The sequence below is a fragment of the Pseudomonadota bacterium genome, assembly GCA_018823135.1.
Classification (GTDB): domain Bacteria; phylum Desulfobacterota; class Desulfobulbia; order Desulfobulbales; family CALZHT01; genus JAHJJF01.
In genome coordinates this window covers 1-26,577 of sequence record JAHJJF010000043.1, presented here as the reverse complement: position 1 = coordinate 26,577, position 26,577 = coordinate 1, and the positions used below count along the sequence as shown (strand labels likewise).

The following is a 26,577-nucleotide window of genomic DNA, read 5'->3' as shown; positions in this document are numbered from 1 at the left end:
CGATTGGTTTTACTATTGTTGGGTCTGTGAACCCGGCCGGCGCAACTATTTTTTGTTGGAAAGTTCCTGCTGCAGGGCGAGACCGAGGTCCCTCAGGAGATAGGGTTTCCTTATATAGGACCCGGCGCCGAGTTTCTGGGTCTCCTTCACATCGGAGGATTCGGAAAAGCCGCTGACAATTATTGCCTTCTGGCCGGGATGGATTTTGAGGATTTCCCTGAAGGCGTCAAGTCCGGTCTTGCCTGGTCCGAGGATCATATCGAGTACAAGAATATCCGCGGTATTTTCTTTAAGATATTCAATGGCCATTTCCCCGGAACTTACGGTGTTTACCGTGTAGCCGATCAGTTCCAGCATGTCTTTAGCGATCTCCCGCTGCTCTTCCATGTCATCAATGACCAGAACAGATTCGCCATTGCCCATGTAATCTTCAATGGAAAAAATGTTTGAATTTTGATCTATCGATGCTCTGACCGCCGGAAAATACATCGTAAAGGTTGTCCCTAAGCCCGGCGATGTCTGGACTTCTATGTGGCCGTTATGATCGGAAATGGTTCCCTGAACGACTGCAAGGCCAAGGCCCGTGCCGCTTTTTCCCATCTCTTTCCGGGTGTAAAATGGTTCAAAAATTTTGTCGATCTCCTCTGCCGGGATGCCGATACCGGTATCCGATACGGCAAGGATGGCATATTCGCCTTCCTTGATTTTGGCATCATCATCCTGGGGCATTTCAACATATCTGTTTTCAGTGGTTATCCGGATTGTCCCTTCCCCGAGCATTGCCTCGGCGGCGTTTGAAAGAAGGTTCATGATAACCTTGGAAAGCTGAAACGGCGCGCCGTTGATGTTGAACAGGGTGTCGTCGGTGATAACATCAATGTTGATCTTGGGATATTGTTTCTTTATGCTTTTATATTCCGTACTTTCAATATAATCAGCGATGATGGTGTTGAGATTGATAACTTTTGATACGGTGACCCCTCTTCTAGCAAGAGCGAGGAGGTCCTGAACAATAGCCGCAGCTTTCATGCCGGAATTCTGAATGGTCTGAAGTGGTTTTTTCAGGGGGCTATCCTTGGGCAGGCCGATAATCAGGAGTTCCGGGTAACTGACCAGTCCGGTGAGGATGTTATTCAGGTCATGGGCAACGGTTCCGGCCAGGGTACCGATAACCTCCATTTTCTGGGCATGACGGAGTTGTTTTTCAAGCTTCAATCTGTTGCTCTGGTCGCGGGCGGCAATGATCGCCGCATATTTGCCGTTATAAATAATGGATGAACAATTTATCTCAACCGGCAAGGTTGAGCCGCTTTTATGGGAAATTTCATCTTCAAACTGGATGTTGGTTTTTTCGCCCCTGAGCAAAGAGTCAAGCTCGCCGGATCTCCCTTTTCGTTCAAGAAGAGAAACAAAGGTGGTGGTTTGGAGTTTTTTAAAACTGAGCCCGGTGAACTCAAGATATCGGGGATTAGCATAAATGTGGGTGCCGTCCTGAATAATCGCAATGGCGTCGCTTGAGTTTTCCGAAAGGGCCCTGTATTTGGCTTCGGAATACAGCAGCTGCTCGTGCTCAAGGGTGCCGTGGATGGAAAGAGCGACAAAATTGGTGATTATCTGCAAGAGATTGACATCGTTTTCTTTGAAGATTTTTTTGCCCGCATGACTCAAATTGAGAACGCCTATGGGTTCATCTTCAACCAGCAGCGGCAAAGAAAGAAGACTGCCGACCTCGACCTTGCTTTTATGGTCAGCAGAAAAAAAAGCGGCAGCCCCGACTTCATCCACCAGAATAGGTTTTTTGTCCTTTAAGGCCTGGCCGGCAATGCCTTCACCGAGTTTGAAGCTGTAATCGACATGTTCTTTGGAAAAGACATTCTGGCTGGAAAGAATGAACGGCTCTTTACCCGGAGAGGTTGCACAGGCGAGGAAAAGACGGTTCAGGTCCTTGTCCAGGAGCATCACCGAACAATTCTGGGCAATAGTGTTATTGATAATCACATCGAGAAGGAAGCGGCAGGTTTCCTCAAAGCTCCTGACGTAGAGCAGGGACATGCCGATTTCGCGGACCATGGAGAGTTCGGCGATCTTGTCCTCGAACCGGCCCTGTATCCGGGTTACCTGCTCACGGAGAAGTTTGTTTTCCTTCTCAAGTTGTTTTATCCTATCTCCAGGCATATGACTTCAATCCAGGAATTTCAGAAATTCTTCCATTTTTGAGCGTTGACGGTTCAAATCCATGGCGATCTTTTTAAGATCATCAATCTGGAGTCCCAGGTTTTTGGCGGTAATCTTCACATCTTTCAATTCGGGAGTGCCACTTAATCCGATGCCGGATTTGAGGCAGACGAAATCAGCGACTTCAAGCAACATCGCCTGTTTTTTATGTTCATCAGGGCATTTGAAGGGATTGTGATGATACTTGCAGGGGACAAGCAGCTTATCCGGGAAATTCCATTGCTCCATCAGGTATCCGGCAATGGTGGCATGCTCGATTCCGAGGATTTCATGTTCAACCATGAACAGGGGTTTTTGCTGGATCCTGGCCTGGTCAAGCACCTCTTTATACTCTTCGGGAAAATGGATCGCAAAAATGATTTTACCCATGTCGTGGAGCAAGCCGCATAAGAATATCTGTTCATCAACAGGGAGGTTGATTTTTGTGGCGATGGATTTTGCAGCAGTTGCGCAGCAGATGGAGTGCAGCCATAAGTCGTGCATGCTGACAACCTTGTCAACCCCCTTGAGGTCAAAAGAGGAAAAAACACTCATGCCGATGGCAAGACTGGTTACATCGCTGAAACCGATGACCGTTATGGCCCGGGATATATTGTCGACCTTCTTGATCAATCCGTAATAAGCTGAATTGGCGAGTCTTAAGAGTTTATTGACAATGGCCTGGTCGTTTATGATGAAATCAGCCAGGTCCCTGGCCGAAGTGCTATCATCGCTGGTAATTTTGAGGATATTGCCTGCGACCACAGGCAATGTGGGGAGTTGGGTCCTTTTGTTGCGGATTATGTCGAAAACTCTGTTATTCGTGCTGGTCATGCTTGTTTATCCATAATCCTCTGTCCCAAGGCTTTAAGGCTTACGCCTGATAGATATACAGATTACTATAAATTATTTTAAAACATACGCTTTATTTTTTTGTTATGGGATGAAGTTTTGTTATATAAATGATATTACTATCAGTAATGGTTATCTTTTTGTAGATTACAGGTGGACTGAAGTTAGTCGCTGGATGGTACCATATTCATTTTCTGAGATGAATGGTTGCTCCGGCAAAACTTGATTTTTTGTTTTGGATTGCTCGGTTTGTATAAGAATGGGATTGGGAAAATGACTTATATACCTGGGAAAAGCTCAGATAGAAGGAAGGGTGCAGACCTGTGGCTTAAAACCCTTGGGTGGCTGAGTGTTGTGAGCTGGGCGCTGATGTTTGCAGCCCTGGTGCTTTTCGGCAAGGCAAGACCGCAGATTCAGACCTACATTGATACCAAGTTTAATGTGCCTTTGCGAGCTGAATGGAATATCGAATTGGCAAATTACCTTTTCTATCTTATGATTGTCGGACTGTTTCTCAGTCTGGCTGGGATTGTCATAAATTTAAAAAGGCATCGTCGCAGAAACGATGAATTCATTATATCTTTAATAATGCTGGGCATTGTTTCACTTGCCGGTATAATTTTTTATCTGTTTTTTTTCTTGTAATCGATGATCAAAAAACCTTTTATGGAAGAGTTTACTCTGTTCAAATGATTTCGCTTAAACCAAAATTTTGTCTGCTATTTATTTCCATATGGTTGTTTCCATGTATAATTTTTCTTTTGTCCGGGTTTGTGAGTGCAGCGGATTTAGATAACATGAAATGGGAGCATAACTCTCTGGTTGAGACTGACACTCCTGCGGAAGAGTTCGTGACAATAAACGGCGAAACCTATCCGGTGCAGCTGCCCTGGAAAGGACACGTTTTCGGCATTAAAGATAATCCGAAATCCATGGACCTTGTGAAGGTGCCAATTGATTTTTCTTTTGAGGAAAGCAAGATTTATGTGACCAGAAAGACCCGGGACGCATTTGTCAGGATGGCCAATGCCGCAGCACTTGAAGGTATTGAGCTTAAAGTCGATTCCGGCTATCGGAGCATGTATTATCAGCGGCAGGTATTTATGAGACTCATTGCAAAGGGGAAGACCTTTGAGGAGATTGCCGGAAGGGGGACGGCCCCGCCCGGCTATTCCGAGCATATGCTTGGAATAGCCTTTGATATGGTGCCGAGCAATTCTTCTTTTGTAAAAACCGAGTCCAGGAAATGGCTTGAAGGAAATGCCCATAAATTCTGCTTTGAGGAAAGTTATCCTGAGGATCTGCGGGATGGTTTTCTCTGGGAGCCATGGCATTGGCGTTATACAGGATGTGATACCTGAGCATTCAAATTATAACTTCGCTGCAATTGCTGCTGTCGGCAGCTTCTTCGGCGTATTTATCCTTCTGGGCCGCCCTCTTTGCCTCCTTATTACCTCTTTGAATGCAAGCTGGTATATGGTGAGGAATATCAGGTGCCAGGCATGTTAATACATGAAAAATGAAAATCCATATGATTGCATCGTAACTGGCGGCGGCCCCGGCGGTTTACAGGCGGCGCTTCATCTTGCCAGGTTTAACCGGAGAGTTCTGGTTCTTGACAAGGGGGGCGGCAGGACCAGGCATGCATCCCACATTGAGAACTATCTCGGCAGAGAACTTGTTACCGGGCGGGAGTTGATTGAGGGAGGTTTTGACCAGGTACGAAATTTCGGGGTTGAAATAGCGCGGCTGCGCGTTTCAAAAGTTCTTAAAAAAGAGTTATTTGAAGTCCGCACACCTGAAAAGAATTTTTTTTCAAAGTTTGTTATTGCCTCCACCGGCGCCACTGAAAATCTCCCAAGAATCGCCAACCTGCATCGTTTTTTTGCCAAGAGTTATTTTACCTGTGTCGACTGCGACGGATACAGGACGAAAGGCAAAAAACTGGTTATTCTCGGGCTTTCGATCAATGCCGTGCGTCTTGCTTTTGCAGTCAAGCAGATGTTCACCAAAGACATCACCCTGATTCTTGACAACTTTATTCCTCCGGACGATTTTGTTGAAATGCTTGGGGAGGACGGCATCGTCCTCAAATACGGCAAGGCCGTTGAGCTTGAAGGTGAGGATCAGCTGACGGGCATGCAGCTTGACACTGGTGAATTTGTGCCGTGTGAGGTGATTCTTGCAAGCTTCGGTTATATTTTAAATGATGATTATTTAAATGATCTCGCCCTTGATCGGGACTCTATCAGGAAAATTACCGTGAGCAGCAAGGGAGAGTCCTCCTGCCCGGGGCTGTATGCGGTTGGCGCAATCAGGACCGGAAGCTCTCAGGCGATCATCGCCGCCGGACGGGGCGCTGTTGCGGCGATTGATATCAATCAGAAGATCCTTGAGTTGTAATTGGTGTCCTGTTGAGCAAGAAATGACACCGGGATTCCATTCGGACAGACCCTGAATAGAATGACAGAATCAGTCTTTCTGCCACTTGAAAAGCAATGATCCAAAGAGCAGGAAAAGAGATGACATGGCGATAAGAGTTATGATCTGGTAGCGGATATCATACAGGCTTGCCCCGTCGTTCATCACTTTTCTGGCGCTGTCTATCATATGGGTGAGTGGAAAGATCCTTGCCAGCTTCTGCACCCAGGGCTCAGCACCTTCCAGAGAAAACCACACCTCCGAAAGAAACATCATGGGCCAGGTGGTAAGATTTAATATCCCACCGGCAAATTCCTCGCTGCTGCTCCTTGATGCAATGAGCAGCCCAAGGGCAATCATGCTGAAGCCACCCAGTGCAAAAACCAGGATCAGGGTAAGATAGGAACCCCGGCACTGAAAGCCATAGAGCATTGCACAGCCCGTATACACAATGGCGGTTGTGGCCATCAGCAGAAACATTCTTGAAATTACCTGGGCAGTGAGGAATTCATAAGGTCTTGTAGGTGTGACGCTCAAGCGTTTCAGCACGCCGTTTTTCCTGTATCTGACCACGACAAAACCAACCCCGAAGAGTGAGCTGAACATGATATTCATCCCGAGGATTCCCGGGAAAAGCCATTCCACATAGGGTATTTCCCGACCATTGACACTTTGCCTGAGGAAAATCGATTGGCCGCCGTTTTGTGCTTTGAGGAGCTGCTCGACAACATATCCTTTGGGAGATGAACTGCTGACCCAGTATTTACCTTCGGCAGGATGAATGAGCAGGTCGATTCTGTGATGCAGCAGCTTGTCAAGTGCCGATTCCCTGGAGTCAAAGGTGATGAATTCGATATATTTTGTTTGCTGAAAAGCTTTAAACTCCGTTGTGTATTCAATGGAGGTCGTGTCCCCGACATAACCGACTTTATAGATGTTCTGGCGATCGCCGCTGAACATCAGGTTAAAGCCGATGATAATCAGAAACGGAAAAAGAAAATTCCAGCCCAGGGCTGATTTGTCCCGGTAAAATTCTTTATTGCGGGCCTCAAAAATTGTCCAGATTCGTCTCCACATGAAGTATCAGCTCCGAATTTCCTTGCCGGTAAGTTTCAGGAAAAGGTCTTCCAGGTTCTGGGCGCGGACCGTCATCGATGTCAAATCAATATCCAATTCCATCAAGTGGGTTATGCATTCATTGGCCGCCTCGGTCCGGATTTCAATTCTGTCCTCGATGCGGAACCAGGTGCACGGCAGTTTGTCGAGGCTTGCATCGGCAATGTCTCCACGCAGGATAATTGAACTGCCTTTGCAGTATTTTTCGAGAAGTTCCCTGGGGGAACCCATGGCGATAATTTTGCCGTTATCCATAATTGCAATCCGGTCACAGAGAATCTGCGCCTCTTCCATGTAATGGGTGGTCAGGACAACCGTTTTGTTGTTTGCCTTGATTTTTCGGACAATATCCCAGAGATAGCGGCGAGCCTGGGGGTCGAGCCCGGTTGTCGGTTCATCGAGAAAAACAAGCTCCGGATCGTTGGCCAGGGCGATTGACAGCAGCAGCCTTTGTTTCTGGCCGCCGGAAATTTTGCGGTTGTCCCTGTTCAGGAGATCTTCAAGGCGGCAGCTGGAGACCAGTTCATCCAGGTCAGCCTTTTTGTTATAGAGATTCCGAAAGGTCTCAAGGGTTTCCTTGACGGTGAGATACTGGGGTAATTCGGTGTTCTGGAGCTGGATGCCGATTTCTTCCTTGAAGGTAACTTCTCGGGGTTTGCCTTTGTAGAGGATTTCTCCTGAAGTGGGTTTGGAAATTCCCTCGATCACTTCGATTGTCGTGGTTTTTCCAGCGCCGTTGGGGCCCAGGAGGCCGAAGCATTCACCGCTTTCGATATGAAAGCTGATACCGTCCACGGCGCGCACCTCGGGAAAGGTTTTAACAAGGTTGATTATTTCTAAAAGGTGATTCATGTCGTGGTCGAGGGCGGGTTATATTTTATCCTGGCCTGATTAGAGCCGTGGCGAAGTCAACAAAAAAACTTTTGAAAAACAGTATAACCGGATACTGCCTTCGTCAAATAAAAATATGCGATGTGATTGATTTAATTTCGGCAGAAGCAGTACTTCTTTTCCTGGATGGGTTCTTGCTATTGACGCGATTTGTGTGATAGTTACAATAAAAGCATGCTTTTATGAATCCGCGGATTTTAGCCTGAATTCCCTCCCAGAGATGTGGAGATAAGCGTTGTTGGCTTTAATTGCGTTGGAATCCTAATGAATGGGCCCCTTATAATGCTCATCTAACAGTATGATAATCTGATGAAGTGAGCTGGTTTCATTTCCTTTGAATTGATCCTCTCCATGGCATGAAAGGAGTGACCCCAAACCTCGGGGAGTTTCAGTTTTTTTGCTGACCATGGCTGCAAGCCTGGCAGGTCTGCCCGATTTGCGCCGAGAAATTGTCGATATTGACAGAGGGGATTATATCATCTAATTTGGAAATAACTTGGTACATTTCAGGTGGGCGAATAATTACCAAAAGACAGAATGTTCACAGCAAGCTCAAGAATATCTTAGGGATTGTTAAATTATACAACAGGAGGATCACGTATGAAAAAAGTTCTAAATGTAATTGCCGCGTTATCAGTGATGGTTTTATTGGGAATAACAGTTAATTCAGCATTTGCTCAAGATGCCCCTGGTTTCACTGTAGCCAGGATGGTTGTTTGTGAAGACGTTGCAGACCGTGAACCGGTTGGCGCCGGGGAGACGTTTCCACTATCTCTGGGGGCGGTGTATGGTTACCTTGAGGCCAAGGATATTGATGCAGACACTGAGATCCGTTTTGTCTGGATGCATAACGATATTCAAACGGCGGTTGTTCCTCTGACAATCCGTAAAGGTAACCGCTGGCGGACATATTCAAGTAAGAAACTTGGAAACCGGACCGGGGCCTGGAAGGTTGAACTTCAGGATACTGAGGGGACTGTGCTGAAAACTGTAGCGTTTACAGTGGAATAATCAGCTATACTATTGAAAAGCAAGGGGGCGGCGGTATAGATTTCTATCTAGCGCTGCCCTTTATTATGCCCGGGAACTGAGCGAAAAGTGGAAAACAAAGTAATAATTAATCAGTGTCAAAGATGCGGGACCTGCTGCCACAAGGGAGGGCCGGCATTACATATTCAGGACAAAGAGCTTCTTCTTGCCGGGAATATTTCCTACCGGGATCTTGTTACATTGCGCAAAGGGGAACGGGCATACTCGCCGTTGACCGGTAAAATTGAACCCATCGAACAGGAGCTGGTCAAGATAAGTGGCAAGGAAGGGGAATGGACCTGCCGTTTCATTGGCGAGGATTTATTGTGCGGTATTTATGGGAACCGTCCCCTTGAATGCCGCCTGCTGAAGTGTTGGGACCCTGATGAGCTTCTGGGAGTCATTAATAAGGATTTAATCTCCCGGCTGGACATAATTCATCCCGATGACCCGATCATCGGGTTGCTACAAGAGCATGATCAGGAATGTGGTTGCGTAATTATCGATGGATTGGCGGTGAGGGTTTTGCAGAGCAATGGCGATCAGGAAACCCTTGAAGAACTCAACAAAATAGTCAGAAAAGACCTTGCCATCCGTGCCAGGGCCAATGAAGAATACGGCATAACAATGGAAGTCGAGATGTTTCTTTTCGGGCGTCCGGTCTTTATTTTTCTCTCATCCTATGGATTTTCCGCCTATGAGAATGAAGGGGAGATTTATTTAAAAAGAATGTGATCCCTCGTCGCATTCAAATTCCATGAGCAGGCTGCGTCGTCGGTTCCTCGACGTATTTCAATGTACGCCTCCGGGGCCTGATATTGCCGCCGTATCTCTTTGAATGTAACTTGGTATGATATTGTCGTTTCTTATTCTCGTAATGCCATGCCGATAGGAAATTCCCGGCCCAGAAGATTTACCTGCGGAACCTGTTCATATCCCCATTTATTATAAGTTATCTCCGGGACCTGCTCATTAATGTATGAGGCGATTTCGCCGGTGCTGGTAAAGCCGTCGCGATTGCCGTTTTGGTGATCCGCCCTGGAAAGGGCCTCCAGCAGGGCATAGGTGAAAACCCCGTGGTTTTCGTATCCTTCAAGGGCGACCTGGGAATCCGACGAAGCGGCGATAATCGCCCGACCGGTGGCGCGGGTGAGTTTGTCAATTGCTGTTTTTTCTGCAATCCCGCGAGTTGCTGCCTGGGCCATGACATAGGAGCCGCTATTACAGGTGTCGAGCAGGATAAGGCTTTTCTGGGCGGATACCTGACTCATCCAGGTCTGCAGATGGTCTTGATTGATCCCCTTATCCCGCACTGAATCTTCATTATGATAACGAAAATCAACCGGCAGAAAATGATAGCGGCCGTCAAGAGTAATGCCGTGACCTGCCAGGTAAAGCATGAATACATCGTTGCTTTGGGCTTTTTGGGCGATTTGATTGATGGCTTCAAGGACCCCCTGACTTGTAGCTTTGGCATCGTAAAGCTCAGTTACGGAAATATCTTTGAATATTGTGTGAGATGTTTCAGTAATTTTAGCAACCAGGCTTTGTGCATCCGGAACCGCAAATTTCAGCCAAAGGGATTTGTCACGGTATTGGTTGATGCCGATGGCCAGAATGTGAAGGGATGGGGGTTCTGAAATCATATCTTTCAGCAGGAGGGACATCTTTGCCGGATCTGAAGCGATGCTGCCGGTTTTATTATACGCAACCACCTCGATGGTGTTGTTGCCCGGGCTGAGAGTCAGGAGTTTGGTGAGGCTGAAAATTTGTTGGGCGGTCTTTGTTTTCCTGGGGAGAGCAGTAATGCCCCTTCCGTCCTTTTCAACGCCGATGGTGACCCCATTGAGTTTCCAGATGATTTTGCCGACACCTCCTCCCTGATCGATTAAAGCGATGGCAGCCTTGATATCCCTCTGAGAAGTTTCATTAAGAACGGGTTCGAGAAATTTTACCACCGGAGCTGAACCGCTTTCAAGGGTCTGATCAAGATTAAATCGCGAAGAAGCCTCAAGAATCTTTGCCTCGTCTTTTCCCATAAGTATTGCCTGGACTATGTCCGGCCGATAAAATTGATCATACAGGCGTGAGGCTGGAAAATATTTGGCAGCTTTTGAAATACCCTGATTCACATGCCAACCGATATACCTGCTGCCGTTTTCCGAGTTGACAAAGAATCCCTCAGGAGTCCAGGCAATCCATTCGTTATCTCTGGCGCAGAAAATTGTCAGCAATAATCTGGCCGAGGCTATTTCCCAGAGCCGTACGGTCTGGTCGGAAGAACCGGAAACCAGGAGCCGCCCGTCCGGGGATGCGGCCAACGCCCAGACATCACTTTCATGGCCAATGAATTTATTGAGTTTTTTCCCGGTTGTTGTTTCAAAGGATTCAAGTTTGCCGCCGTTGCCGCCGCTGATCAAGGTTTTTCCGTCCGGGGTCAGAGTGACGCTTTTATGGACTGCGCCGTTTGTTTCGGTTCGAGTAATTGTGAAAAGGGGGGTGCTGTATTTTAAAATTGTCAAAGCTGTATCGGGCTTGTTTCTTTCAGTCCGGACCTGCCAGGGGCCTGATGACTTAAGTCCCTGTGCATACTTAGTCGAAGACAGTAATTCCGGTTTAAGGGAAGGATCGAAAAAATTCTGCGAGGTGGAAAGCTGAAATGCCTGTTGCAGCGGACCGTATGAAAATATATTAAATTCTTTTCGAGTATGGCCCCAGGCAATGGATCGTCCGTCTTTGGCAAATCCTACGGACCAGACTTGCCTGCCATTTCCTTCCAGGGTTTGAATGAGATTGCCTGTATTAATATCCCAGAGGTGGACTTTTCCTTCATTGTCACCGCTTGCTGCGGTTAAGCCGTCAGGAGAAATGGCTGTAGCAGGGGCAAAAGATTTATGTTCTTTAAATGTGGATAGCTTTTCCCCTTCAGGGAGTTTGATGGAAACGCAATTGAAAGGCTCTTTTCTGGCGGCATTTCCGACAACTATGGTGCCTCCATCCGGGCTTATGGAAATTCCCCTTATTCTACTATTAAAGTTGGCAATTTTTTTTAAGTGTGTCCCGTCCGCAGCCCACAATTGAACAGTTTTGTCGCTGCTGCCTGATAGTATCTTCCCGTCAGGAGTGTAGGCGACAGTTCGAACCGGTTCGGAATGGCCGGACATGGTTTTGATGAGTCGCCCGTTTGTACTGTCCCAGAGGCAGAGGTTGTTGTCATCGCTTCCGGTAACAATATGTTTGCCGTCAGGAGAAAAGGCGACTGTGAAAATCGCGTCCTTATGGTCTTTCAGGGTGGCAAGGTGATTACCGGTGGTAAAATCCCATACTTTAGCGGAGCCGTCTTTGCTTGCGGAAACGATTTTTTTGCCGTCAGGAGAAAAGGCCAGATCAAGGATGGTTGAAGAAACGGTTTTCGATCCGCTTGGATCTTCATGACCGGCTAATGTCCGGATGATATTCCCGGATTCCATTTCAAAGATAAGTATTGGTGCAAATCGTTTTTGCTTTTTTTGATATCCTGCCCCGGCAATTGCCAGATAACGATTATCCGGCGACAATGCAGCACAGGTAATTTTTCCCCCCGGTCCCGGTTCTATTTGAGCACGGAAGATTTGCACTGTCTCGCCGGTTGCAAGATCCCAGAGGCGAACTGTTTTATCCTCCGAGGCGGAGATCAGCTGCTTGCCGTCTGCGGTGAATATCAGCTCATGGATTCTGCTGTTATGGCCAGCGGTATTAATGATTAATGTGGGTTTTTCAGCGGCAGATGTCTGGGCGATTGAAATCGTCAAAAAAAGAAAAAAGGAAAAAGCAAAAAACGGGGCGCCATGATAATTTTTATGCGGCATGTCAAGGCCCTTATTAAGTTTTTTTTATTTACAGGTAAGGGCTACCAAAAACATATGCCGGCGTCAATAAATATGGCGTGTTTGGCGAGGGTTCATGTATGTCATTGCATGTGAAACGTAAAGGAACCTGTAAGAAGCAGAGACAGTAAGGGGCCAAAATCGGCCCCTTACCACTTTTCTTATTTTGCCTTCATCCTGTTCTGTAATTCCTCAATAACCGTGTCGATATAATCCCGGAACAGATCCCGCACCGTGATCTCCACAACCACCGAAGACTTCTGCGCCGGATCATAGAAATCCAGAAGAAATTTTACTTCGGTGATCAGCCCCCTGGTGGGAGCGACAATGGTATCCCTGCTGACGATCGTGCCGAAGAGAATCAAATCGGGCAAGCCGCCATCCCGCCCCAGTCTTTTCTGGAGTTTGGCGGCGCTCTCGGACTTCATTTCCATGATGTCTTTGGTCAGGGTGCCGTATTTTCGCAGGAAATAAATTTCGGTGTCAAACAGGTGGTGCCTTTTCAGTTTATCAGCAAGAATCACTGCTTCATCGCCTCTGGCAATGGAATAGGCACCTTCTTTGAGGTCAAAAGGACCGACCACGACGATATCCATGCCGGGCTTGACTGTCCCCAGATTTCCGGACACAACGGTAAAGTCTTTTATGCCTTCGGACATACGCATCAGCTGGCCGATTATCGGGCCGCATCCCGCTAAAATGAAAAGCAGCGCAAGCACAAGGAGAGTTCGAAAATATTTCATGGTAATGACCCCCTCTCGAGTTGATGACAACTGAGGCAATTGCCTCGTTTAAGGCCGTGGGGCGGAGCTTTGTCGCCGGAATGGCATTCAATGCAGTCTTCCATGGTCTGGGCCTGTTTATGGGCGTCGGTGTTATACCGCCTCGGAGAAAAAGGCGGTCTGCGCACCGCACAGCCGTAGAAGAGGAGAACAATAAGGGCAATGATGATAAGCTGGATATTTATTTTCATAATCAGACCCTCGCTCATAAAAAGAATTAAAATTTTCGTATCTGCTTTCGGTATACACCTTTCCGTGTACGGCAAGAAAGTTTTTTTTAAAAATCAGTAATTTTTAGTTATGATTATCAATGTGCGCAGGTGAAAAGCACAGCTACTGGGTGCCGGTTGGTCAACCGGTTGAAAGCTCAGGTGTAACTGATGAATATTCTCTGGTTCTGCGTAGCTGAATTGACCAGGTCGATGTTTTTATTTTTGTACTTGAAGTGCTAAAGCAGAAGGATGAGTCACGATACGCCGTTGGCTTCGGTCTAAGTCTGACCGAAGCCAACGGTTGTGCTGTATCAGCCTTATGCTGCGGTGGCCTTGACCCGGTCTTCCTGGGACAGCGAGGCAAGTAGCTTGATTTTTTTCAGATCAAGGCCCAGTCCTTTGGCAACTCTGCTGCCGTAATCCGGGTCTGCCTTATAAAAAAGTACGGTCTGGCGTAATTGGAGGCGGGTCTGAGCACCTTTCAAGTGCCCGACAATATTGTTTATCAGGTTTGTCCTGTCCTGATCTTTCATAACTTTGCGGTACAAATCACCTGCCTGAACAAAATCATCATCCACAAGGGCGTACGCATGGCGATCCGCCTGGCCGGATAAATCCGCGGCAGGCTCATTTGCATCGGCCTTGGGGTTTGGCCTGCCAAAACTGTTGGGCCAGTAATTCGGGCCGCCACCACCGTTATTATCGGAGCGCATGGCACCGTCCCGCTGGTAGTTGTGCATCGGGCAGGCTTTGGCAGAGTTCACCGGCAATAGATGGTAGTTGGCGCCCAGGCGGTGCCGATGGGTGTCGTGGTAACTGAACAGCCGGCCCTGCAGCATTTTGTCGGAGGAGGCCGCAATGCCGGGGACAAAGTTGCCGGGTGAGAACGCCTACTGCTCCACCTCGGCAAAATAATTCTCGGGATTGCGGTTAAGAACCATGCGGCCGACGTCCATGGGCGGAAAGTCCGCATGAGGCCATACCTTGATGATATCAAACGGATCGAACCGGTAATCTTTAGCCTGCTCCGGGGTCATGATCTGTAATTCCAGTCGCCAGGATGGATATTCACCCCGGACTATCGATTCATAAAGGTCGCGGGTTGCACAGTCAGGATCAATGCTTTTCATCCGATCCGCCTCTTCGGCGGTGAAGGTCAGATTTCCCTGCTCGGTCTTGAAATGATATTGGACCCAGTAATATTCACCTTTTTTGTTATACCACTTAAAGGTGTGGCTGCTGTAGCCGTTCATGTGGCGCAAACTTCTGGGGGTGACGCGGTCGGAAAAGAGAATGGTCACCTGATGAATTGATTCCGGGGTCAGTGACAGGAAATCCCAGAACATGTCGGCATCCTTAAGGTTGGTGGCGGGATTTCTTTTCTGAGTGTGGATGAAGTCCGGGAATTTCAGTGGGTCGCGGATAAAAAACACCGGGGTGTTGTTGCCCACCATGTCATAGTTTCCCTCTTCGGTATAGAACTTGATGGCAAACCCCCTGGGGTCGCGTTCTGAATCAGCAGAGCCTTTTTCGCCACCCACGGTGGAAAATCGGACGAAAAGATCGGTTTTCTTTCCGACCTTGGAGAGAAACTTGGCCTTGGTATACTGGCTCGCGTCATTGGTGACTTCAAAATAGCCAAAGGCTCCAGCGCCCTTGGCATGGACCACCCGTTCCGGTATGCGTTCCCGGTCGAAATGAGCGAGTTTTTCCAGCAGGTGAACATCCTGCATTAAAGCAGGACCTTTCAGTCCGGCGGTTATGGTATTCAGGTCGTTGCCGACCGGCGCTCCAAAATTACTGGTGAGGACTTTTCTCTCAGACATGTGACACCTGCATTTCAAAATTATAATTATATTTCAAACGGTTGGGGAAAAGATCAGCGATGGAAATACGGTATTTTAAGGTGTACTTAAAGTATTACATTTTTTTTCAGGCAATATGTCAAGGCTGGTGTAGGAGTCTCAATAGATTATTCAACGACAGATAATCTTATGTTAATTTAACTGGTTTTGTTGAGGGGGTATTTTCCAGTGAAGAAAAAAAATCCGGGTCAAATTTTTTGGAATAGCGGAAAAGAAAGACTCCCTTTTGAAAAAAACGGGGAAAAAGCAAAACCGAATTATTTCAGTACAAATTATAGGTTGAAATAAAAACTTGCTGGAAGGTGTTGTGGCCCCCATCTTCAATGCCAATCGTTACGCACCTTTCCGTCACTCCCCCAACAAAACATATATGATTCTCATTTTATCCTTTTGCATTAATCCAGGCTTGACTTGATTTGACCTTCCGTGTGAACATCAACAATTATGTGGTGGAAACAGGCGAGGAATATGGCAGACATCTTCAAATTGGAGGTGAAAAAGAAAATCATGACAACTCAGGCATCTACTTTAGCAGAAATCGGAAAAGGTAAGCGCTTTCAGGTTCTGGCAGGAGCGATCCTTGTTCAGCTCGTCCTGGGTACGGTTTATGGCTACAGCATTTTCTGGGAACCCTTGACCTCAAATATCTTCCCGCCGGTGATCACAGAGGAACAGCAAGCTGCGCAGCTTGCTGCGGGGACCCCTGCAGATGTTGTCATTGTGGTTCGGGATGCCGTTGCGGTTAAGATGGAGATTGCAAAACAGCAGGGAATCCTGAAGTATGCCTTTTCGATCTGTATCTTGAGTTTTGCGGCGGTCATGGTCATTGCCGGACGCGTGCAGGACATCAAGGGTCCCCGGGTGCCGGCAATCATTGGCGGCCTATTGATTGGCAGCGGATTCATCTATGCCGGACTCATGACAAACGCCATTGTCTTTTATCTCGCCCACGCGATTTTTGCCGGAGTGGTGACAGTTCTCATCCTCATGGTTTTTCATGCATTTTTCGGCCATTTGGGCGAAGAGTCGGTCATTGTACGTTACGCACCCATGGGTATTATGACGACGTGCATTGTGGCTGGTATCATGATGGGCAACCAGTATGTCGGAAAGCTTGCGGAAATTGACAGGCTCCTCTTGCTCTGGGGTACGATCGGTTTCATGGCCGGTGCCGGGACCGGATTTGCTTATGTCTGCCCCATTGCCGCTCTGGTGAAATGGTTTCCTGAACATAAAGGATTGGTAAGCGGGATTGCGGTAGCCGGATTCGGCATGGGTGCCTATCTTTTCAGCCAGAAATGGGGGGCATTAGGCTATATCGGCAAACAGGGAATATTCCCGTTCTTTATTATGCATGGCATTGTCTGCATCGTTGTCGTCACTGCCGGCGCGCTCCTTCTGTGTAACCCTCCCTCGGCTGCGCCCTTGACAGACAGGACAGTGCAGAATTCAACCTGGCAGGAGACACTGAAAGATCCGGCATTTTATCTCCTTTGGTTGATGTTCTTCAGCGGTGCTGTGGCCGGGCTTATGGTCATAGGGATCATCAAGGTCTTTGCCGGTGAGCAGCTGGTGGCTGCGGCCAGCGAGGCTGGCAGGAAGTTGAGTGCATCGGAAACAAACGCACTGATGCTGAAGGGGGCTGCTGCCGTCGGACTGCTTGCCATTTTCAACGCGGTGGGCAGAATATTCTGGGGTTTTATCTCGGATCGGATCGGCCGTACTGCGACCTTTGTTGCCATGTTTCTTCTCCAGGCGGGCATTATGTTTTTTCTTGCCGGTATGAAAACGGAAGCGGCGCTCAGTATCGGAGCGGCGCTGGTCGGTTTTAATTTTGGTGGCAACTTCGCACTCTTCCCATCCGCAACCGCGGATCTCTTCGGGGCAAAAAATCTCGGGGCAAATTATGGCTGGGTTTTCACCTCATATGGTATTGCAGGCGTAGTAGGGATTGCGGCAGGAAACTTCGCAAAAGTCCTGACCGACAGCTACGCCGCGGCATTCACCATGGCGGCAGTCCTCTGTCTGTTGTCTGCGGGGCTGGCGATCATTTTACAGGTTATGCACAAAAATAAAGAAAGATAGGCTTTTTTGTTCAAACGAACTTATAGGGACAGCGATGAGGTTGCGCTAAATAGCTAATTCCCTCAACATGTTGAGGCCCCACCACATGTTGAGGCATGACAGATCCTCTCTGTCTTCTCTTCTCTTTTCGCCGCTTCCTCTCATCTCTCTGACTTAGGGCTTCGCCAGCTTCTTTCACCCTGACTTCGTACGCCGGCATGCCTTTTGCTAATATTATTCATATGATTCCCGTTATCACCGTGATGAGGGGATTTACCGAAAAATCAGCAAGGTTCCCCCGGCCCATCACCCCGCTGATTTGCGCTCATCAAAATGGAACCGGCCCATAAGGACTTGAAAAATATATCTACGTTTAACAGCAGCGGGAGAGATCCCACCGCTCCAGGAGACTCACCATGACCGACACCTCCATTTTCCTGATCAATGACTGCGCCCTTATTTCCATCGCCACTGGCCAAAAGGCCATGACCCTTGCCGAACTGCGGAACAATCTGACCCTCGTTTCACTGGACAGCATCTACCATCATTTCTGGGGTGGGCTGCTGGTCCCTCGCTTTGAGGAACGGGAGTTCAATAACGATTTTGCCGGCTGGGTGCGGCACAGTCTTCGGGACCCGGTGCTGGCCGAGAGGCTGGCGGCAATCGATCCGTCGGCAAGCGGCAACCTTGAAGAACTGCGCCAAAATCTGCTCGATCTTATTGAGGAACGGCTTGATGAAAATGAAAACGTCGAATGGACGAGGGGGTACCGGCAGTTTGAATTTATCCGGTCGCAGCTGGTGGTTTTTGACACCAATCGCCGCCTCGAAAAACCGGAAGACCTGGCTGTGCAGATCCCGCTCCTGTCAACTAGCTCCATCTTTTATCACTTTATAGACGCACGCCGCAGGCTTGATCAGGGTGGCGATGATTTCTGCCATTGGCTGACCGGCCTGGGGGATGAGCACCAGGGTCTCTGCGCCCAGCTTGCCGCTATCGATCCCTATTTTTCAAGTCTCAGCCAGATTCGAACTGAGCTGACAGTTCTCTTTCAAACGTATTTTACCGGAGGATTATCATGACTTCTCTGCTTGAATCCTACGCAGCCATCACCGGCAACGATGTCATTGATCAGCTCCGGCAACTGGCAAAGCCTCTGCTCAATATGAAGGTGGTGCATGTCAACTCGACCAAGGTCGGTGGCGGTGTTGCGGAAATACTTGAAAAACTGGTGCCTTTAACGAACGAACTGGGCATTGCGACCCAATGGGAGGTCATTACCGGCGAAGCTGGTTTCTATGAATGCACGAAATCGATGCACAACGCCCTCCAGGGAAAACAGGAGCATATTTCCCCGGCGCTGCTTAAGCTTTACGAACAGACCAACCTGGCCAACGCTGAAAAGCTGCGACCGGTTCTGGAAGAGGCGGACTTCGTTATTATCCACGATCCGCAGCCGGCAGCCCTTATAAATCATTATCCCAATCGTCGCGGCAAATGGATATGGCGTTGTCATATCGATGCCAGCCATCCCTATCGGCCGGTATGGAAATATCTGCAAAAAAGTGTCGGTCTTTATGATGCCAGTATCTTCTCTTTACCGGCTTTTGCCCAACCCCTGCAGCATCTGCAATATATCATCCCGCCCAGTATCGATCCACTGAGCGATAAGAATATCGATCTGCCGCCCGAGGAAGCCGCCAAGGTCTACAGTGATTTCAATCTGGATCCGGACCGGCATCTTATTGTCCAGGTATCCCGTTACGACCGGTTTAAGGACCCGGTTGGTGTTATCCGCGCATACCGGCTGGCCAAAAAATTTGTGCCGGAACTGCAATTAGTCCTTGCCGGCGGAACTGCTTCCGATGACCCGGAAGGCGCGATGGTGCTAGGAGAAGTCCGCGAAGCCGCCGGCAATGACCCCGATATTCACGTGCTGCTCCTGCCGCCGGATGCACACCGCACCATCAATGCCCTGCAGCGTGCCGCCGATATTGTTTTGCAGAAATCTACCAAAGAGGGTTTCGGCCTGACCGTCACCGAGGCGATGTGGAAAAGCAAGCCGGTGATCGGGGGCGATACCGGCGGCATTCGCCTGCAGGTGGTCAACTACCATACCGGGTTCCTGGTCCACACCCCTGAAGGCGCCGCCCTGCGCATTCGGTATCTGCTGCACTCCCAGGAGATGCTGGCGCACATAGGAGCCAAGGCAAAGCACTTTGTACGGGAAAATTTTCTCCTGACCCGGCACCTCAGGGAGTATCTGACCCTGATGGTCGGCCTGCAAGATGAATCGAAATACCGTATTAAGCTGGGCTAGAGGGGCTACGCTTGTTTCAAAACTTTGTTTGGAACAAGAGGCCCGGTGGGCAGTTTTCTCAAACTTGATATATGAGAATCCAGAAGTCAGAATCCAGAAGAAAAGAAAAAATATTTTTATAATGTTTTCATTCTGACTTCTGGCTCCTGGATACTGGCGCGACATCAATTGTAACAAGCTGATTTTAAAATTAAAAACGCACCATAACAAATAAATTTGTTATATGATTCCACAAAGCGCCTAAGGAAAGAGCATGGAAAAAAAACAGATGACCGTGTGGCCGGGTGAACCATATCCCCTCGGCGCCACCTGGAACGGCGAAGGGGTTAACTTCTCCATTTTTTCGGAAAATGCGGAAAAAGTTGAGCTCTGCCTTTTCGACACCAAAGGACGCCAGGAGATCGAACGTATCGACCTGCGCTGGCAGACAGATCAAATCTTCCACTGCTATCTCCCCGAGGCCCGCCCCCATCAGCTCTATGGCTACCGGGTACACGGCCCTTACGATCCGGGACGCGGCCATCGCTTCAATCCTCACAAGCTCCTTCTGGACCCCTACGCTAAAGCACTGTGGGGGGAGTTCAAGTGGAGCGACGCGCTCTTCGGCTACCGGGTAGGCAGCCCCCGCGGCGATCTTGCCCGGGACAGACGAGACAGCGCTGCGGGAATGCCGAAATGCCGGGTGGTAGAAACCGCTTTCACCTGGGGCGATGATCGACCGCCCCACACCCCGTGGCATGATACGATCATCTACGAGCTCCACGTCAAGGGGTTCACCTGGCAAAATCCAGAGGTGCCGACGTCGCTGCGCGGTACCTATGCCGGTCTCGCCACTTACCCGAGTGTGGAATACCTGAAACGGCTTGGCATCACCGCGGTCGAGCTTATGCCGGTACACGCCTTTGTCGACGATCGCCATCTCGTGGAGCAGGGACTCAAGAATTACTGGGGGTATAACTCCATTGGCTTTTTCGCCCCGGAAATGCGCTATTCCGCAACTGGTCACATCAGTGAATTCAAAACCATGGTGAAGGCCCTCCATTCAGCCGGCATCGAGGTCATCCTGGACGTGGTTTACAACCATACGGCCGAGGGCAATCATCTCGGACCAACGTTTTGCTTCCGGGGCATAGACAACGCCTCCTATTACCGGCTCATGCCTGATGATCCCCGCTATCTCATGGATTTCACCGGCTGCGGCAACACCCTCAACATGCGTCACCCCCGGGTACTGCAGCTCATCATGGACAGCCTTCGTTACTGGGTGCTGGAGATGCACGTGGACGGCTTCCGTTTCGACCTTGCTTCAGCGCTGGCCAGGGAGCTTCACGAAGTGGACCGACTATCCGCCTTTTTCGATATCATCCATCAGGATCCGATCATTTCCCAGGTAAAACTCATCGCCGAACCATGGGATCTCGGCGAAGGCGGCTATCAGGTAGGAAACTTCCCCGTTGGCTGGACCGAATGGAACGGCATATACCGGGACACGGTACGCGCCTATTGGAAAGGTGACGACAGCCATATCGGCGAAATCGCCCACCGCCTCACGGGATCGAGTGACCTCTACGAAAAGAGCGGCCGGCGGCCATATGCCAGCATCAACTTCGTCACCTGCCATGACGGCTTCACCCTGCATGATCTCGTGAGCTATAACCACAAACACAACGAGGCCAATATCGAGAACAACGGCGACGGCTCGGATGACAACCTCAGCTGGAACTGTGGCGTTGAAGGCCCCACCGACGATCCCGGGATCAAGGCCCTCAGGGCCAGGCAGAAACGCAATTTCATGGCCACCCTGCTCCTCTCCCAAGGCGTACCGATGATTCTTTCCGGCGATGAGATCGGCCGCAGCCAGGGCGGCAACAATAACTCCTACTGTCAGGACAGTGAGCTCAGCTGGCATAATTGGCAACTCGATGACGAGGAGCAGGGCTTCCTGGAATTCGTGCGCCGGCTCATCGCCCTGCGCAAACGTCATCCGGCCTTTTGTCGGCAAAACTTTTTTCTTGGCCGACGGCTGAAAGGCGCCGGCATCAAGGATATCCTCTGGCTACAGCCGAACGGCACGGAAATGTCCGACGAGGAATGGGGGGATTCATACGCCCGCTGTCTCGGCATGTACCTGGGCGGCGATGCCATCGATGAATCCGATAGCCGCGGCCGCCGTATCAGGGACTGCGACCATCTTCTGCTCTTTAACGCCCACCACGAAGAAATCGCCTTCCAGCTCCCGCCGCTTCTCGCCGCGAGGTCATGGCAAACGGTGTTTGACACCAGTAATACCTCGCCTGACAACGCCCCAACCGGCCTGTATCAGGGCCGGGAGCCTTACGTGCTGCAGGCCCGGTCTCTTGTCTGGCTGCTGGCCGACCAATCCGATTCATTCTGCCAGGGACCGGAAAAATCTCCCAACACCAACAACAAAGAGGAGGAGACATCCACATGAAAGTCGTCATCATGACTCGTGAGTACCCGCCGCACGTCTATGGAGGCGCCGGGGTGCACGTGGAATATCTCGCCCGGGAACTGGCCCGCATGGCCACCGTGGAGGTGAAATGCTTCGGCGAGCAACGACTCGACTTCGACAACCCGTCCGTGCACGGCTACCCCTTTGGCAGCGACATGTTCGAGGGCAACCCGCGCCGTGTGCGCCAGGCGCTCATGGTGCTCCAGAGCTGCCTGCACTTCAACGCTGCGCCCGTAGAGGCGGACGTCGTGCACTGCCATACCTGGTATTCCATGTGGGGTGGCATCCTCGCCAAGATCTGTTACGGCGTGCCGCTGGTGATCACCGTGCATTCCCTGGAGCCTCTGAGGCCCTGGAAGCGTGAGCAGCTCGGCCGCGGCTACGATCTCTCGACCTGGGTAGAGAAGACCGCCATCGAGATGGCCGACGCGGTGATTGCGGTCTCGGAAAGCGATCGACGGGAAATAGCGAGCCGTTTTCAGGTGGCGAAAAACCGCCTGCAGGTTATACCCAACGGCATCGATACCAGCCAATACAGGCCGGTAACCACCACCTCGGCCCTTGAGAAATACGGCATTGACCCCGACCGCCCCTATGTGCTCTTTCTCGGCCGGGTCAGCCGCCAGAAAGGCATATCCCACTTCATCGCGGCCGGCCGGCAACTCAAGCCGGAGATCCAGGCGGTCATCTGTGCTTCGGCCCCCGACACCCCAGAGTTCGCCCTGGAAATAAAAAAATCCGTGGAAACATTGCAAAAGGAACGGGGCAATGTGATATGGTTACAGGAAATGGTCACGCGCCCCGAGGCCATCGAACTCTATTCCCACGCCGCAGTGTTCTGCTGTCCCTCCATTTACGAGCCTTTCGGCATCATAAACCTCGAAGCGATGGCCTGCGAAACGCCGGTGGTGGCGAGCCGTGTCGGCGGCATCAAGGATGTCGTGGTGCCGGGAGAAACCGGTTTTCTCGTGGAATTTGCGCCAGCCGCTCCGGATGACTTTGAACCGGCCGAGCCGGAGAGGTTCGCATCCGAGCTTGCGGCGCGCATAAACGAGCTCGTCGCCAACGAGAACCTGCGCCGGGAAATGGGCCGCAAGGGGCGGGAGCGGGTGGTCTCGCAGTTCGGGTGGGCTGCGGTAGCCGAAAAGGTGCTTGCTGTCTACGATATGGTGACCTAATCCGGCGAAGCCGGAAATGTCGAATATCGAACAAGAAACCGCAGAATGATGAAGTTTTTCAGTTACTTCGACATTCGATATTCCTTGTTCGATATTCTGCGGTTCAAAAGCACCCGTTAAGATCTACGCAAAAACGCAGATGTTTCGGACTTAGGGTCTAAAAGGGTAAAGGGAGAAAATAAGATGGATCATGCCAGCCAGGACCTGCAAGGAAGGATCGACCCGGAAATCGCACGCCGGGTATGGATAGAGAATGTCCAGCCGACAGTTGATGCCGGCCGGTTTCCGATCAAGCGATGCGTGGGAGAAGATGTCCTGGTAACGGCCGACATTTTGGCCGACGGTCATGATCTTCTGGCCGCCGTGCTCCGCTATCGTCCCCTCTCCGAGGCCGCATGGCATGAGGTGCGCATGGAACCGCGGGTGAACGATGCCTGGGCGGGCCGCTTCAGCGTAGAACGCCTGGAGCCTTATGAATACACCATAGAAGCCTGGGTCGACCATTTTGCCAGTTGGCAGGACGAAGTCCGAAAAAAACACCAGGCCGGCCAGGATATCGAGAGTGAACTTCTGGAGGGCGCTGCTCTGATCGAGGAAGCGGCCGGGCGGGCGGTGGAGCCCGACTGCGGCTGGCTGACGAATATCGCGCTTCTCCTCAAATCCCAGGCAGCCCAGGGTGAGCGCGTGGAGCGCGGGCTGTCGCCGGATCTCACCGCCTTTATGAACCGTTATCCGGACCGGTCGCAGAGCTCCCGTTACCGCCAGGCTCTGCAGGTTATTGTGGAACGTATCCGGGCCAGATACGGCGCCTGGTACGAGATGTTCCCACGTTCGACCGGCAGCGGCCCCAAGCAGAGCGGCACCTTCAGTGATGCCGCAAGGCATCTGTCCTACATCGCCGAGATGGGCTTTGACGTCGTCTATCTGCCGCCCATTCACCCCATCGGCCACACCCATCGAAAAGGGCCGAACAATACCCTCGCGGCCGGACCGGACGACCCCGGCAGCCCTTGGGCAATCGGCGGTCCGGAAGGGGGGCACAAGGCGGTCCATCCGGATCTCGGCACCCTGGCAGATTTTGATTTTTTTGTGGCGGCAGCCGCCGGCCACGGCCTTGAGGTGGCTCTCGACATTGCCTTTCAATGCTCGCCGGACCATCCCTACGTCAGAGAACATCCGGAATGGTTTCGGCATCGTCCCGACGGCAGCATCAAATACGCGGAAAACCCGCCCAAGAAATACCAGGACATCTACCCCCTCAACTTCGAGAGCCCTGCCTGGGAGTCACTCTGGCACGAGCTCAAGGATGTCATCGTCTTCTGGGCCGCAAGGGGAGTACGAGTCTTCCGGGTGGACAACCCCCATACCAAGCCGCTTTGCTTCTGGGAGTGGGTTATCGCCGAAGTGCGAAAAAGCTTTCCGGATGCGGTCTTTCTCGCCGAGGCCTTTACCCGGCCGAAAATCATGCATGCCCTGGCTAAGGCTGGTTTCAGCCAGTCCTATACTTACTTCACCTGGCGCAATACCAAACACGAACTGATCGAATATGTGACTGCCCTCACCCGCTCCGGGGTGCGCGAGTTCTTCCGGCCCAATTTTTTTGCCAATACGCCGGACATCCTGCCGGAATTTCTCCAGTTCGGCGGCCGCCCGGCCTTTCTTTCCCGACTGGTGCTGGCTGCCACCCTGGGAGCGAGCTACGGCATCTACAGCGGGTATGAACTCTGCGAAAACGAGGCCATACCGGGTTCGGAAGAATACCACCAGTCGGAAAAATATCAGCTCCGGCATCGGGACTGGAACCGGGCGGAAAGCCTGCGGGAATATATCGCTCTGGTCAACCGGATACGTCGTGAAAATTCGGCACTCCACACCAACAAGGGCCTTGACTTCTATCCGGTGGACAACGAACAGCTGCTCTTTTTCGGCAAGACCACGCCGAACCACGACAACATCATCCTGGTGGTGATCAATCTCGACCCGCATCACGTGCACGAGGGCTGGGTGGAGGTGCCCCTCGAAGAACTGGGCATCGGCCCAAGCGAGGTTTACCAGGTTCACGACCTCATCGGGGAAGGGCGCTACCTCTGGCAGGGACGGCGCAATTACGTGCGTCTTGATCCGGCCGAGAGCCCGGCCCAGGTCTATAGGCTCCGCCGCCGGGTCCGCACCGAGCGGGACTTTGAATATTTCATGTGAAAATTCAGGTAGATAGGTTGGGAGGGGACTGATTTTATTTTTCCCTTTCTCTAAGCCGGGGACAGAATAATTTTCGCAGGTAAGCGGAACGAAGTGAAGACTCCGAAAAGACGCTAAAAAAATTCAGTCCCCGCAGACTTCCGGAAAAATTAAATCTGTCTCCCGGGGTTACGAATGAGATCACCAAATTATGTAAAGGATTCATACTGTTATGATCAAGAAAAAAGACAGCCTCTGGTACAAGGATGCCATCATTTATGAGCTGCATGTCAAGGCCTTCTGCGACAGCAACGGCAACGGCATGGGCGACTTCCGCGGGCTGCGCCAAAAGCTTGACTATCTCCAGGATCTCGGCATAACCGCCATCTGGCTGCTGCCCTTTTATCCGTCCCCGCTACGGGACGATGGTTACGACATCGCCGACTATCGCGGCATTCATCCCGATTATGGCACCTTGCGGGACTTCCGCGCCTTTGTCCGGGAGGCCCACCAGCGGGACATGAAGGTAATCATCGAACTCGTCGTGAACCATACCTCGGATCAGCACGGCTGGTTCCAGGCGGCACGGCGCGCCAAAGCCGGGTCGGCCCGCCGCAACTTCTACGTGTGGAGCGACACGGATACGAAGTTTGCCGAAACCCGGATCATCTTCACCGACAGCGAATCCTCCAACTGGGCTTGGGACCCGGTGGCCGGGGCCTATTACTGGCACCGCTTCTTTTCCCACCAGCCCGACCTCAATCTCAACAATCCCAGGGTCGTGGAGGCCGTCTGCCGGGTCATGCGCTTCTGGTTCGACATGGGGGTGGACGGCATGCGGCTCGATGCGGTGCCCTATCTCTGCGTCCGGGAAGGGACCAACAACGAGAATCTGCCGGAAACGCACGAGGTGCTCAAGGAATTCCGCCGTCAGCTCGACCGCCATTATGACAATCGCATGTTTCTGGCTGAGGCCAACCAGTGGCCGGAAGACGTGCGGCCCTATTTCGGCGATGGCGATGAATGCCACATGGCCTTTCATTTTCCGCTTATGCCGCGCATTTTCATGGCCATCCACCAGGAAGACCGCCACCCCATCACTGAGATCCTCAAGCG

19 protein-coding genes and 1 pseudogene are annotated in these 26,577 nt (G+C 50.8%); 12 read left to right on the top strand and 8 right to left on the bottom strand.

Going from position 1 to position 26,577, the window contains the following annotated elements; genetic code table 11:
• Positions 1 to 45 precede the first annotated feature (45 nt).
• Together KKE17_03910 and KKE17_03905 are read right to left on the bottom strand one after the other, a co-directional pair.
• On the bottom strand, positions 46 to 2,175 hold the full coding sequence (locus KKE17_03910; protein ID MBU1709130.1) for a response regulator: 2,130 nt from the start codon (positions 2,173 to 2,175) through the stop codon (positions 46 to 48).
• Positions 2,176 to 2,181: 6 nt separating this feature from the next.
• Complete coding sequence (locus tag KKE17_03905; protein MBU1709129.1) at positions 2,182 to 3,048, bottom strand: HDOD domain-containing protein; 867 nt, start codon at positions 3,046 to 3,048, stop codon at positions 2,182 to 2,184.
• A 291-nt stretch (positions 3,049 to 3,339) separates the two neighbouring features.
• Between KKE17_03905 and KKE17_03900 the strand changes: the two genes are divergently transcribed.
• The 3 genes from KKE17_03900 (at position 3,340) to KKE17_03890 (ending at position 5,469) form a co-directional block, all read left to right on the top strand.
• Entirely contained in the window at positions 3,340 to 3,711 is a 372-nt protein-coding gene (locus KKE17_03900; GenBank protein MBU1709128.1) for a hypothetical protein, read from the top strand.
• Positions 3,712 to 3,863: 152 nt separating this feature from the next.
• Positions 3,864 to 4,427, top strand: coding sequence for a M15 family metallopeptidase (locus KKE17_03895; protein ID MBU1709127.1), 564 nt, complete (start codon positions 3,864 to 3,866; stop codon positions 4,425 to 4,427).
• Between the two features lie 151 nt (positions 4,428 to 4,578).
• The gene (locus tag KKE17_03890; protein MBU1709126.1) at positions 4,579 to 5,469 is read left to right on the top strand and encodes an NAD(P)/FAD-dependent oxidoreductase; all 891 of its coding nucleotides are present in this window, start codon (positions 4,579 to 4,581) and stop codon (positions 5,467 to 5,469) included.
• A gap of 69 nt (positions 5,470 to 5,538) precedes the next feature.
• Here KKE17_03890 and KKE17_03885 read toward each other — a convergent pair whose 3' ends face one another.
• Both KKE17_03885 and KKE17_03880 read right to left on the bottom strand, forming a co-directional pair.
• Positions 5,539 to 6,564 carry an ABC transporter permease gene (locus KKE17_03885; protein ID MBU1709125.1) on the bottom strand — a complete coding sequence of 342 codons (1,026 nt, stop codon included), beginning with the start codon at positions 6,562 to 6,564 and terminating at the stop codon, positions 5,539 to 5,541.
• A gap of 6 nt (positions 6,565 to 6,570) precedes the next feature.
• Positions 6,571 to 7,455: an ABC transporter ATP-binding protein gene (locus tag KKE17_03880; protein ID MBU1709124.1), complete on the bottom strand. Its 885-nt coding sequence runs from the start codon at positions 7,453 to 7,455 to the stop codon at positions 6,571 to 6,573.
• A 639-nt stretch (positions 7,456 to 8,094) separates the two neighbouring features.
• Between KKE17_03880 and KKE17_03875 the strand changes: the two genes are divergently transcribed.
• Both KKE17_03875 and KKE17_03870 read left to right on the top strand, forming a co-directional pair.
• Positions 8,095 to 8,505, top strand: coding sequence for a DUF2914 domain-containing protein (locus KKE17_03875; GenBank protein MBU1709123.1), 411 nt, complete (start codon positions 8,095 to 8,097; stop codon positions 8,503 to 8,505).
• Positions 8,506 to 8,592: 87 nt separating this feature from the next.
• Positions 8,593 to 9,258, top strand: coding sequence for a YkgJ family cysteine cluster protein (locus KKE17_03870; GenBank protein MBU1709122.1), 666 nt, complete (start codon positions 8,593 to 8,595; stop codon positions 9,256 to 9,258).
• A gap of 131 nt (positions 9,259 to 9,389) precedes the next feature.
• Here KKE17_03870 and KKE17_03865 read toward each other — a convergent pair whose 3' ends face one another.
• The 4 genes and pseudogenes from KKE17_03865 to KKE17_03850 all read right to left on the bottom strand — a co-directional run bounded on the left by KKE17_03865 (position 9,390) and on the right by KKE17_03850 (position 15,209).
• The gene (locus tag KKE17_03865) at positions 9,390 to 12,371 is read right to left on the bottom strand and encodes a caspase family protein (GenBank protein ID MBU1709121.1); all 2,982 of its coding nucleotides are present in this window, start codon (positions 12,369 to 12,371) and stop codon (positions 9,390 to 9,392) included.
• A gap of 179 nt (positions 12,372 to 12,550) precedes the next feature.
• Complete coding sequence (locus KKE17_03860) at positions 12,551 to 13,132, bottom strand: hypothetical protein (protein MBU1709120.1); 582 nt, start codon at positions 13,130 to 13,132, stop codon at positions 12,551 to 12,553.
• Entirely contained in the window at positions 13,129 to 13,362 is a 234-nt protein-coding gene (locus KKE17_03855) for a hypothetical protein (GenBank protein ID MBU1709119.1), read from the bottom strand. The genes KKE17_03860 and KKE17_03855 overlap by 4 nt, the downstream gene beginning before the upstream one ends.
• 338 nt (positions 13,363 to 13,700) lie before the next feature.
• Positions 13,701 to 15,209: pseudogene (locus KKE17_03850) on the bottom strand (catalase).
• A 546-nt stretch (positions 15,210 to 15,755) separates the two neighbouring features.
• Between KKE17_03850 and KKE17_03845 the strand changes: the two are divergent.
• The 7 genes from KKE17_03845 to KKE17_03815 form a co-directional block, all read left to right on the top strand.
• The gene (locus KKE17_03845; GenBank protein MBU1709118.1) at positions 15,756 to 17,333 is read left to right on the top strand and encodes an OFA family MFS transporter; all 1,578 of its coding nucleotides are present in this window, start codon (positions 15,756 to 15,758) and stop codon (positions 17,331 to 17,333) included.
• 395 nt (positions 17,334 to 17,728) lie between these two features.
• Positions 17,729 to 18,394: a hypothetical protein gene (locus KKE17_03840; protein ID MBU1709117.1), complete on the top strand. Its 666-nt coding sequence runs from the start codon at positions 17,729 to 17,731 to the stop codon at positions 18,392 to 18,394.
• Entirely contained in the window at positions 18,391 to 19,632 is a 1,242-nt protein-coding gene (locus tag KKE17_03835) for a glycosyltransferase (GenBank protein ID MBU1709116.1), read from the top strand. The genes KKE17_03840 and KKE17_03835 overlap by 4 nt, the downstream gene beginning before the upstream one ends.
• A 253-nt stretch (positions 19,633 to 19,885) precedes the next feature.
• A complete protein-coding gene (gene glgX, locus KKE17_03830) occupies positions 19,886 to 22,084 on the top strand; it encodes a glycogen debranching protein GlgX (protein ID MBU1709115.1) in 2,199 nt (732 codons plus the stop codon).
• The gene (glgA, locus tag KKE17_03825) at positions 22,081 to 23,283 is read left to right on the top strand and encodes a glycogen synthase (GenBank protein MBU1709114.1); all 1,203 of its coding nucleotides are present in this window, start codon (positions 22,081 to 22,083) and stop codon (positions 23,281 to 23,283) included. Before glgX ends, glgA begins: the two co-directional genes overlap by 4 nt.
• A gap of 183 nt (positions 23,284 to 23,466) precedes the next feature.
• Positions 23,467 to 25,482 (top strand): alpha-1,4-glucan--maltose-1-phosphate maltosyltransferase, encoded by a 2,016-nt coding sequence (locus KKE17_03820; protein ID MBU1709113.1) that lies wholly within the window; start codon positions 23,467 to 23,469, stop codon positions 25,480 to 25,482.
• A gap of 211 nt (positions 25,483 to 25,693) precedes the next feature.
• Positions 25,694 to 26,577 (top strand): alpha-amylase (locus KKE17_03815; GenBank protein ID MBU1709112.1); only part of this gene is annotated, 884 nt, incomplete at its 3' end.

Excerpts from the sequence above, each read along its gene's own strand:
- KKE17_03910 (MBU1709130.1), bottom strand. The coding sequence starts at position 2,175 with ATGCCTGGAGATAGGATAAAACAACTTGAGAAGGAAAACAAACTTCTC.
- KKE17_03905 (MBU1709129.1), bottom strand. The coding sequence starts at position 3,048 with ATGACCAGCACGAATAACAGAGTTTTCGACATAATCCGCAACAAAAGG.
- KKE17_03900 (MBU1709128.1), top strand. The coding sequence starts at position 3,340 with ATGACTTATATACCTGGGAAAAGCTCAGATAGAAGGAAGGGTGCAGAC.
- KKE17_03895 (MBU1709127.1), top strand. The coding sequence starts at position 3,864 with ATGAAATGGGAGCATAACTCTCTGGTTGAGACTGACACTCCTGCGGAA.
- KKE17_03890 (MBU1709126.1), top strand. The coding sequence starts at position 4,579 with ATGAAAAATGAAAATCCATATGATTGCATCGTAACTGGCGGCGGCCCC.
- KKE17_03885 (MBU1709125.1), bottom strand. The coding sequence starts at position 6,564 with ATGTGGAGACGAATCTGGACAATTTTTGAGGCCCGCAATAAAGAATTT.
- KKE17_03880 (MBU1709124.1), bottom strand. The coding sequence starts at position 7,455 with ATGAATCACCTTTTAGAAATAATCAACCTTGTTAAAACCTTTCCCGAG.
- KKE17_03875 (MBU1709123.1), top strand. The coding sequence starts at position 8,095 with ATGAAAAAAGTTCTAAATGTAATTGCCGCGTTATCAGTGATGGTTTTA.
- KKE17_03865 (MBU1709121.1), bottom strand. The coding sequence starts at position 12,371 with ATGCCGCATAAAAATTATCATGGCGCCCCGTTTTTTGCTTTTTCCTTT.
- KKE17_03860 (MBU1709120.1), bottom strand. The coding sequence starts at position 13,132 with ATGAAATATTTTCGAACTCTCCTTGTGCTTGCGCTGCTTTTCATTTTA.
- KKE17_03855 (MBU1709119.1), bottom strand. The coding sequence starts at position 13,362 with ATGAAAATAAATATCCAGCTTATCATCATTGCCCTTATTGTTCTCCTC.
- KKE17_03845 (MBU1709118.1), top strand. The coding sequence starts at position 15,756 with ATGACAACTCAGGCATCTACTTTAGCAGAAATCGGAAAAGGTAAGCGC.
- KKE17_03840 (MBU1709117.1), top strand. The coding sequence starts at position 17,729 with ATGACCGACACCTCCATTTTCCTGATCAATGACTGCGCCCTTATTTCC.
- KKE17_03835 (MBU1709116.1), top strand. The coding sequence starts at position 18,391 with ATGACTTCTCTGCTTGAATCCTACGCAGCCATCACCGGCAACGATGTC.
- glgX (MBU1709115.1), top strand. The coding sequence starts at position 19,886 with ATGGAAAAAAAACAGATGACCGTGTGGCCGGGTGAACCATATCCCCTC.
- glgA (MBU1709114.1), top strand. The coding sequence starts at position 22,081 with ATGAAAGTCGTCATCATGACTCGTGAGTACCCGCCGCACGTCTATGGA.
- KKE17_03820 (MBU1709113.1), top strand. The coding sequence starts at position 23,467 with ATGGATCATGCCAGCCAGGACCTGCAAGGAAGGATCGACCCGGAAATC.